Source organism: Stieleria marina (assembly GCA_007741555.1).
In the GTDB taxonomy this organism is placed as follows: Bacteria; Planctomycetota; Planctomycetia; order Pirellulales; family Pirellulaceae; genus K23-9.
In genome coordinates, this window is the sequence record CP036526.1 from 5,855,506 (window position 1) to 5,865,244 (window position 9,739).

The following is a 9,739-nucleotide window of genomic DNA, read 5'->3' on the forward strand; positions in this document are numbered from 1 at the left end:
TTGTCTTGCTCGCGTTTTTTCGCTGGAGCGAATTTTCTTTCGTAGCCTGAGCTGACCAAGTGCCGCACGTAAAAGCGACAGCATCCGCCTCGATCAGAAAGCTGTTTGCCCGGACATCCGCATGCCGACCGTCTCCTAAGCTAAATCGCGGTCCTCGAACAGCAGCATCGCAAGCATCCAAATTGCAATCACAAAACAGAACAGATAATTGAACGCTCCCGCCAAATACAGCGACGGAATTTGGCTTCCCGTGTCGACGGCGCTTTGCACATTAAACACATTCAGGTTGGGTATCACCACCGCGATCAGCTTGCCAACAAAGCCCACCAGTTCGTTGTTACCCTCGGCCGAAGCCACCAACGGTGAAGTCAGGTTGCCAATGACATAGACGACAAAACAAATGATGAAATTCGCCAACAGCGGCAAACGAGTCGCCAGCGCGACGGCGATCGCACCGATCACCATGGTTTCCATAAAGTAAAGACTGAGCGCTGGAATCGTTGACTGAATCTCGGCGAGCCCCATTTGCCAGATCGGCAATGCCTTGGAAGTTTCGCGAGCGTCATAGATGGGTTTGTACGCCATCAATACGACGAACACTGCCGAGATGATCACAAACAGCACCAACACGGACATCATGATTCCTGCGTACTTGCCCAAGATAAACGAGCGGCGGCTGACTGGTTTGCTCAAGACAGTCAGTGCGGTTCGTCCTTCGATCTCTTCGCTGACTGTCGTACCGGCACTCCACACCGCTTGGATCATCGCAAGCACCATGACCAACGTCACGCCGCTGTCTTTGTACATGCGAATGTCATCACCGAGCGTGTTGAACGGATAAATGGCAAACACCACGACTCCAAAAATCCCAATCGCTAGCAAGATCAAATACAGCGTCTGAGCCATTTCATTTTTGGCGGTCGACAACGCCAGCGCCCACACGCGCGGCGCGGCCTGCCGAAACGCGACAATCGATGTGATCAACAAGAAGAAACAGATCGCAATGTTGACGCTGGTCGCAACTTCGGGAATCTGAGGCAATGTCTTAAACGTAAACGTCACTTCGGCGGGCGAGATTTCCCGGTTCTGAATGTGCAGCGTCGTCGCATCGGTTGGGATCGGAGGCGTGTCACGATTTTCGTATCGGTACTCTAACTCCGTTCCGGCAAATACTTGCGTGGGAGTCCGAGTGAAATTGGTCGGAATATCCGAGTCGGCCAAATTGATCGTGCGGTCCGAAGTAATCGTCAACTCGGCGGTGTTTGGCAAATCGTAGGAAATGTCCGCAGGCAAAAACGGAGCTTCATCCGCCGTCAGATCTTCATCCGCGGCTGGCAAAGTCACGACCACGGTTCGTGTTCCGTCGCCGACTAAATTCACAGCCGGAATCGAAGTGATGTATTCCGATGGCTTCTTGACCCACATCGTGGCGGCCACACCAATCAAAGCGACCACGGCTGCAGTGCCCAACAAATACGGCACGATTCCTTCGCCCAAGATCGCGCCCCATTCGTCTCGCGTGCGGTGCCACATTCCGTAGACCAAACCGAACCCGGTGATCAGGCCAATCGTGATCAACGGCAGAAACAGCGATTCGCTGTACTCTTCGCCTGATGGGACATATTGCCAACACAACAGAGCCGAAATGATTCCGCCGACGATCAGAGAAACGATGATGCCTCGCCGTGGGGAATCGGGCAAATTGCCCAAGCCCGGCACCAATGACAGGAGTGCCAAAAATCCATAAACCACGATGCACGCGGCCACACCCACCAACAGCCCCAGCGCGATGATCCAAATTGGTGTCATCCAAACCGGCAACCATTTCGCGATTTGACCAACGATCAGCCCCGGCTGCACCATATGCGTTGCAAGGTTACTGGCGAGACAATCGACGGAAACTGAAGAGGAAAGCAGGCCAGGAGTCATTTCGAGCCAATTCGACGTGAAAGCGATGTTGGATGGCAAAAAGGAGAATGCCAAATCAAACGGACAGTACTGATAGACCTGAGGCCTATCCCACCGAGTACGCAGGCAACGACGAAAAGGTTTGCCATCACGCGTGCTTGGAGAGAAGATCTCGGATGGAATCCGGGATCGGCTGTTTTTCGAGCCCCCGCCCGGGTTTCAGGTGGCAGCAGACCGTCGTAATACGGCCTCGGGCGATACTTTTTTCCTCGCGTGCGAAATGAAAATCATAGTCGACGCTGGAGTTGCCAATTTTGCCGACGCCGACTTCGATCGTCAGCACATCCTCGAATTTCGCCGCCGCAAGGTAGTCGCAGGACGCCGAAACCCGAGGCCAAGTCAGCTGTTCGGGATTGCCATGATCCATGATCGAAATCCCCAGACTCCGCAACAATTCGTGCTCAGCCGATTCCATCATCAGAAAGAAGGCGGAAAAATGCACGATCCCGGCCGCATCGGTGTCACGAAATTCGACGCGTCGCTGAGCACAAAAGGCGGGCATATCAAGGACTGTAGGTTCGGGTCGATCCACGGTGACGCTACGTAAGCCGCGGAGCGGGGCGAGCGGCCGCGCCCCAAAACGGCAAAAAACAAGCCAAGCGACAACCGCCTGGCTCATTGAAATTCAGTAATCCGATCGAATGATTTGCTCGTCGGACCTAGTCGATTGGCTTACTCGCCGACGTACGGCAACAGTGCCATGAATCGAGCGCGTTTGACAGCTGCTGTCACAGCGTGCTGACTAGCGGCAGTACAACCACTCTTGCGTCGGCCAACGATTCGGCCTTGGCGATTAATCATTTTCTTCAGCAGATCCAAGTCTTTGTAGTCGACATACATCGGCCGTGGGCGATGCCCATCGACAAAGATAGGATCTTTCTTGCGGGTGCGGGAGCGAGCGCGGGTCCGTTTCCGGGCGCGGCTACGGCTGCTCATGGGACGTGGAGGCATCGAAGCGTGTCTTTCTAAATCGGGCGAATGGTCTAATACGGTCAGCAGCGTCAAAACGTGAAACCAAGCGTTCCAGCGTCAGCCTGCCAACTCGCCAATCAAAATTGGGATCGCAGAGTATGCCGATCGAACCGGGCGTTCGCAAGTGCGACGAGGCAAAAACAAGGCAATTTACCAACGAAAAACGCCTCGATCACAGGAATCGAGACGTTCGCAACGTTCAAAAAGAACCTCAGGAAGGGTCAGTCTTTCGCAAGCTGGACTTTTGACCGACGACGTCGGCGAGTCACCAACCCCATCGCCAAGAATCCAAGAGCAGCGAAAGAACCTGGCTCAGGGACAGCGGTGGCGGTTCCCGTGAAGGTCGCACTGAACGAATCAACGAAGAAGTCGTTCCCAAACCCACCATTAAAAACCTGGGGAGTCAGATCGCCGGACAAAGCAAAATCACCGGCCGGGTTTCCGTCCGCGTCGAAATTGACTTCGTCGAAAGTGCCCATCACTGTTCCGTTCATAACATTGGTAATCGAAGCGGTAAGAGTCAACGATTCGCCATTGTTCACGCCGTCATTTCCGACAGCGATTCCAATGCCGTCAGGGTCGATGTCGAGCGCGCCGCTCCCGACAATCGAGTAATTGACGTCAAACGACACGCCGCCATCGACCAGCGAATTGGTAATCGTAAAAGTACTACCAGTAATGCTACCGCCACCAGCGACATCCGGCAGAACAACAAAATCAGTGAAGGCAGCATTTCCTGTCGAAACCATGGCGATGCAGGTCAGAACGACCGCTAATAATCTTTTCATCTCTTGGCACTCCTCAAAGTTGAATATCACGAATAAGAATTCATCAAGAACAAGCTGCAAGCAGGACGACCGTTGCCATCCGCATTGCACGCAGGTTCACATGTGTACAAATTACACCCTTCGTGTGAACATGTATGCACTACAACGCCACCCATTTGCCAAATAATGCGATAATCAAGAAAAACATCGTGTTTTGATCGCGGTGTGCGTGCCCTGACTACGTCTCCCGCCCGGCATTTGCCGCGCAGGCAAAGAGGACGCCAATTTCCGCGGGGCAGTCACGCTGAGCAGCCGACTCACACCTCTCCGTCGGACCAAACCGACACCACCCACAAGCCAACGACTTGCCCTCGTTGGCGTCTAACGCAAATGGGATCGCAAACGGCTACTCAAAACAAAGGCTGATCACGCTCCGGAACGCGATTTGCCCTTCCCCTCAAACTGAACCTTTGCCATATTTCCCGGTCAATTAAGCGGGGAGTTTTTGGCTTCCAAGACGGTGAAATCGTGGTCGCGGGTCATTTTCTTTGACGACACGCCTGCCACCGTTGCAACACTCCACTGCCAACACGAACACAAACGAAACACACAAGCCACGATTAAGACGGCTCCCAGCACTTCTGAATTTGACACGATTGTTTTGCGTGTCCTGGGGTTCCTGCTCAAACCATCGTGCGTTGTTAGGTGAAAGATTATGAATCTGGAGAAACTACGAAACATCGGGATTAGCGCCCACATCGACTCGGGGAAAACCACCCTCAGCGAGCGCATCCTTTATTACTGCGGTCGGATTCACAAAATCGAAGACGTTCGTGGTGGCGGTGATGGCGCGACGATGGATCACATGGAACTGGAAAAAGAGCGTGGCATCACGATCACCAGTGCCGCGACCAGCGTCGAGTGGAAAGGCCACCCAATCAACTTGATCGACACGCCGGGCCACGTTGACTTTACCGTCGAAGTGGAACGATCGCTGCGTGTTTTGGACGGTGCCGTATTGGTGCTCTGTAGTGTTGGTGGTGTTCAAAGCCAGTCGATCACGGTCGACCGTCAAATGAAACGTTACCAGTGCCCGCGCGTCGCTTTCATCAACAAGATGGACCGTACGGGTGCCAACCCATTCCGCGTGGCCGAACAGCTCCGTGAAAAATTGGGTGCGGATGCCTTCTTGATGCAGTACCCGATCGGACACGAAGAGAGCTTCTCGGGCGTGGTCGATTTGATCGAGATGAAGGCTTACACCCACGGCGGTACCGAAGGCGAAGAAGTCATCGTTGGCGACATCCCGGCGGACATCAAAGACGAGTGCGACAAGTACCGTGGATTGATGCTCGAAGCGTTGTCGATGTACAGCGACGAACTGATGGAAAAGCTGCTCAGCGAAGAGGAAATCTCCAGCGACTTGATCTACAAAGTCACACGGGATGCCGTCCTGGGTGGAGCAACCCCGGTTTACATGGGCAGTGCGTACAAGAACAAAGCCGTTCAGCCTTTGCTGGATGCTGTTCTGAAATACCTGCCTAGCCCGCTAGATCGCGAGATCAAAGGTTCGGACCCCAAAGACGAAACCGTCAAGATCGAACTTCGGCCTGATCCAGAGCGTCCATTCGTCGGCATGGCATTTAAGATCGTTGACGATGCGTTTGGTCAGCTGACATTCATGCGAATCTACCAAGGTAAAATCGAAAAAGGCGGTACGTACATCAACCAACGTACTAGCAAGAAAGAACGTTTCAGTCGCATCGTGCGAATGCACAGTGACAAGCGTGAAGAAATCGACACCGCGACCGCCGGCGACATCGTCGCGGTCATGGGCATCGATTGTGCTAGTGGTGACACGTACGGCATCGAACGCGATCAATGTACTTTGGAATCCATGTTCATTCCTGATCCTGTGATCAAGATTTCGGTGGAGCCAAAGAACCGAAGCGAAAGCGACAAAATGGGCAAAGCCCTGCAACGTTTCCGCAAGGAAGACCCGACGTTCCGCGTCTTCACAGATGCTGAAACCAAGGAAATCCTGATCAGCGGCATGGGCGAACTGCACTTGGAAGTTTACATCGAGCGGATTCGCCGCGAGTACGGTGTCGACATCGAAGTGGGTGCTCCGAAAGTCAGCTACCGCGAAAGCCCAACCAAAGCTGTTGAGTTTGATTACAAGCACAAGAAGCAGTCGGGTGGCTCGGGTCAATTCGCGCACATCAAAGGCCGCTTGAGCCCAATCGAATCCGACAGCGAAGATTCGTTTGAGTTCGAGGACAACGTGACCGGTGGTCGTATTCCTAAGCAGTTCATTCCTGCAGTGGAAAAAGGATTCCGCGACTCGTTGGTAAAAGGCCCTGTTGCCGAGTACCCCGTGGTGGGCACCCGAATCGATTTGGATGACGGTAGCTACCACGACGTTGACTCGTCGGAGAAAGCGTTTTACACCGCCGCCGGTGGTTGCTTCCGTGAGTATTTCAAGCAAGCTGCACCTAAGCTTCTTGAGCCAATCATGAAGATGGAAATCGAAGTCCCCGAGGACTTCCAAGGTACAGTCGTGGGCGACGTGATCAAGCGTCGTGGTGTGATGAGCAGCAACGACGTCGTCGATGGCAACAGTGTCATCGTCGCCGAAGTTCCACTCGCTGAAACCTTTGGCTATGCGACGGACGTACGAAGCATGACGCAGGGTCAAGGAACGTTCACGATGGAACTACTTTGCTTCCGCCAAGTTCCGTCGAACATCCAAGAAGAGATCATCGAAAAGAAGAAGGAAGAAAAGCTGGTAGATGCTAAATAGCGTCCACTAAGCCTTCTGACGAAAACAAAAACGGTGGAGCGAGCCAATCGCTTCACCGTTTTTTCGTAAGCAGAATTTCGCTTCGACGCTCCAACCCGAGCTCTCTAATCCAAATTAGCTGACGGTTTCGCGCTGCGTATCTTCTCCCGAAGGCTCTCTGCTAAATGGCTGACATTCATTCCCAATTCTCAACTCACGATTTTGAACTTCCGCTCACTCCCCCTCCCGACCGACCGGCAACTGTTCTGGTGGACGGTCTTCCTGACGATTGCGATCGAATTGCTGACCTGCGGCCTTCGGTTTGGTGCGGGGCTGACATCGACTCGCGACACTGCGTCCACAATTGGCGTGATCACATGCGGACTGCGAATTCACCACAGCTACATCGGGCTGGCGATCGCTACCGCTGGCTTCTACTTTTTCCACCGCCGCCCGGTTTGGGGTCGATATGCAATGATCGTTGGCTTGGCTCTGCTGCTGAGCGATCTAATCCACCACTTCCTGGTGATGTACCCGTTGACGGGCAGCCCCGAGTTTCACCTTTGGTACCAATGAACACCGGCCCCACCAGATCCCCGCGGGCTCTTACAGCCAGGCTGCGAATCGGCAACCACCACCCCGCCAAGGCCTGATGGGACAACTATTTTAAATTCCTGCACCCGCGGCCATGCAACTGCCCCAACTGCTCACGTCATGACGACGCGAATGGGTTACCTTATGGCCGCTGGCTGATACGAAACTCAGGAAGAATGATCGTGCAAATCCTCTGGTACCTCCTCGCTGCGTTGGCGATTCTCTTTGTTGCCCTGGTCGTGATGGCCATCTATTCACGCCGCCTGTTCGTGCGATTTCTCGTGCGACCGTTCTTAGAAGTTTTTTACCGCAAAGAAGTCGTCGGCCTAGAGAATCTACCCAAGACCGATGGGTGCGTCATCATCAGCAACCACGTGTCGTGGATCGACGGCCTGTTGCTGCTGTGGATGCTGCCGCGAAACATCCGCTTTGTCGTCGACGGCGGTAATTTCAAAGGCAAGATCGCACCGTGGATCGCCGGTGCGTTTGACACCATCTTGATGATGCCCAATCCGAAATCGATCGGGCGAGCCCTCAAGGCTGGACGCCAAGGCCTGATCGATGGAGACGTCGTGGGCATTTTCCCCGAAGGCACGCTGACTCGTACCGGACAACTGCAAGCTTTTAAACCCGGACTGAAAAAGATCCTGAAAGGAACCGACGCGGTCGTTGTTCCGATTTGGGTCGAAGGCATGTGGGGCAGCATTTTCAGTTTTTCCGAAGGAAAGTTCTTTCTTAAATGGCCCAAGAACTTCCGACGCAAAATCAAATGCCACATCGGCACTCCGCTCCCCGGCGATGCTTCCGCTGAAATGATGCGTAGCAAGCTGCAAGACTTGTGCGCCCGAGCGACGATCGAAAACCGCAAGTCCTTTCCCGTACTCGCTAGTCGCCTGATCCGTACTTGGAAAAAAGCCGGTGGACGACTGCAAGCTGCCGATTCGCTCGGCATCGAACTGACCGGCCGTCAGATCCTGATCCGCACCCTGGCATTGCGTCGCATGCTCCGGCGAGAAGTCTTCAGCGCCGACGAACAATACGTGGGCATCTTATTACCACCCAGCGTCGGAGCTGTCAGCGTGAATGCGGCACTCGCGATGGACCAGCGAATTTCCGCCAACCTGAACTACACCGTCAGCAGCACCGTGCTGAATCACTGCATTGCCGAAGTCGGCATCAAACACGTGCTGACAAGCAAGAAGTTCATGGAGAAGATCGACCTGGAATTGGACGCGGAAGTTGTCTTGCTAGACGATCTAAAAGAGAAAGTCAGCAGCGTCGATAAGGCCATCGCTTTCACGCAGTCCTATTTGCCGGCTGGGATCCTGGAGCGAATCCTGAGACTTAACAAAGTCGATTGCGACGATCTGTTGACCGTAATCTTTACCAGCGGTTCCACCGGCATGCCCAAAGGCGTCTTGCTAAGCAATTCCAATGTCAGCCACAACGTCGACGCGATCGACCGCGCCATCAAACTTACGACCGACGACACGGTGCTAGGTGTCCTGCCGTTTTTCCATTCGTTTGGTTACAGCGTGACGCTTTGGGCCGTTCAAACGCTCGGCCCAACCGGCGTCTATCACTTCAACCCACTGGATGCTCGGCAAGTGGGGAAACTTGCACACAAGTACAAAACCACCGTGCTACTGGGCACGCCGACTTTCCTAAGAGGCTACCTACGGCGAATCGACAAAGAACAGTTCGCGTATTTGGATGTCGTCGTCGTCGGTGCAGAGAAAATGCCAGCCGATCTGTTTGATGCGTTCGAGAAAAAGTTTGGCGTGCGACCGGTCGAAGGCTACGGAACAACGGAACTAAGTCCCTTGGTCAGTGTCAATATTCCGCCCAGCCGATCGGCTGCCAAGTATCAAGCGGATCGCGTCGAAGGGTCGGTTGGTCGACCTTTGCCGGGCATCTCCGCTCGCGTGGTTTCTCCCGACACGGGCGACGAATTAGAATCCGGCCAAGACGGCATGCTGTTGATCAGCGGCCCCAACGTAATGAAGGGCTACGCGAATCGCGACGACCTGACCAGCAAAGCAATTCACGACGGATGGTACGAAACGGGCGACATTGCGCACGTCGACAAAGATGGGTTCCTCCACATCACTGGCCGACTCAGCCGGTTCTCCAAAATCGGTGGCGAAATGGTGCCGCATGGCAAGGTCGAAGAAGAGCTCGCCAAGATCCTAACGATTTCCGATGACGACGAAAAACTACGCGTCTGCGTGACTGCCGTTCCGGACGACAAGAAAGGCGAACGCCTGATCGTCCTGTACCTAACACCCGATGCAGACGAATTGGAAGCCGGTGCCCCCGTAGTGACGGTGGACCAAATGCGAGACGCTTTGAAAGAATCGGGACTCCCCAATCTGTTCATTCCCGCTGCCAATGCGTTTCACGTGATTAGTGAAATCCCGTTGCTAGGCACCGGAAAACTGGACCTAAAACACTCCAAAGAAAAGGCTCTCGAACTGGAAGGCTAGCCGCCCAGAAGTCTCGAATCGGTACCGCCGCGGCAGTGCCAATATCGCGGCCTAACGCGGGCAGAGCCATCCAGCGGGCCATCGGCATCTGCGTTTAACGCAGATAAAACCATCGAACGCGCCCTGCGGCATGCTAGAATTGACGTGAACTTTTCTCGTTGATTTTGCTG

The 9,739-nt window shown here is 54.1% G+C and carries 7 protein-coding genes; 3 read left to right on the forward strand and 4 right to left on the reverse strand.

The window, feature by feature from the left end; translation table 11 throughout:
- Nucleotides 1-135 precede the first annotated feature (135 nt).
- The 4 genes from K239x_RS20770 to K239x_RS20785 all read right to left on the reverse strand — a co-directional run bounded on the left by K239x_RS20770 (nt 136) and on the right by K239x_RS20785 (nt 3,728).
- Nucleotides 136-1,929: an ABC transporter permease gene (locus K239x_RS20770; protein ID WP_145420253.1), complete on the reverse strand. Its 1,794-nt coding sequence runs from the start codon at nt 1,927-1,929 to the stop codon at nt 136-138.
- 127 nt (nt 1,930-2,056) lie between these two features.
- Nucleotides 2,057-2,470 carry an acyl-CoA thioesterase gene (locus K239x_RS20775; RefSeq protein WP_145420255.1) on the reverse strand — a complete coding sequence of 138 codons (414 nt, stop codon included), beginning with the start codon at nt 2,468-2,470 and terminating at the stop codon, nt 2,057-2,059.
- A gap of 170 nt (nt 2,471-2,640) precedes the next feature.
- On the reverse strand, nt 2,641-2,919 hold the full coding sequence (gene rpsR, locus K239x_RS20780) for a 30S ribosomal protein S18 (protein ID WP_473163545.1): 279 nt from the start codon (nt 2,917-2,919) through the stop codon (nt 2,641-2,643).
- A gap of 242 nt (nt 2,920-3,161) precedes the next feature.
- Nucleotides 3,162-3,728: a PEP-CTERM sorting domain-containing protein gene (locus K239x_RS20785; RefSeq protein ID WP_145420257.1), complete on the reverse strand. Its 567-nt coding sequence runs from the start codon at nt 3,726-3,728 to the stop codon at nt 3,162-3,164.
- Nucleotides 3,729-4,422: 694 nt separating this feature from the next.
- On the opposite strand from K239x_RS20785, the gene fusA reads away from it, so the two are divergent.
- From fusA to K239x_RS20800, 3 genes are all read left to right on the forward strand, one after another.
- On the forward strand, nt 4,423-6,510 hold the full coding sequence (gene fusA, locus K239x_RS20790; RefSeq protein ID WP_145420259.1) for an elongation factor G: 2,088 nt from the start codon (nt 4,423-4,425) through the stop codon (nt 6,508-6,510).
- Between the two features lie 201 nt (nt 6,511-6,711).
- Complete coding sequence (locus K239x_RS20795) at nt 6,712-7,065, forward strand: hypothetical protein (RefSeq protein ID WP_145420261.1); 354 nt, start codon at nt 6,712-6,714, stop codon at nt 7,063-7,065.
- Nucleotides 7,066-7,259: 194 nt separating this feature from the next.
- Nucleotides 7,260-9,569 (forward strand): AMP-binding protein, encoded by a 2,310-nt coding sequence (locus tag K239x_RS20800; RefSeq protein WP_145420262.1) that lies wholly within the window; start codon nt 7,260-7,262, stop codon nt 9,567-9,569.
- Nucleotides 9,570-9,739 lie beyond the last annotated feature (170 nt).

Coding starts and splice junctions, on each gene's coding strand:
- K239x_RS20770 (WP_145420253.1), bottom strand. CDS start 1,929: ATGACTCCTGGCCTGCTTTCCTCTTCAGTTTCCGTCGATTGTCTCGCC.
- K239x_RS20775 (WP_145420255.1), bottom strand. CDS start 2,470: ATGCCCGCCTTTTGTGCTCAGCGACGCGTCGAATTTCGTGACACCGAT.
- rpsR (WP_473163545.1), bottom strand. CDS start 2,919: ATGCCTCCACGTCCCATGAGCAGCCGTAGCCGCGCCCGGAAACGGACC.
- K239x_RS20785 (WP_145420257.1), bottom strand. CDS start 3,728: ATGAAAAGATTATTAGCGGTCGTTCTGACCTGCATCGCCATGGTTTCG.
- fusA (WP_145420259.1), top strand. CDS start 4,423: ATGAATCTGGAGAAACTACGAAACATCGGGATTAGCGCCCACATCGAC.
- K239x_RS20800 (WP_145420262.1), top strand. CDS start 7,260: ATGATCGTGCAAATCCTCTGGTACCTCCTCGCTGCGTTGGCGATTCTC.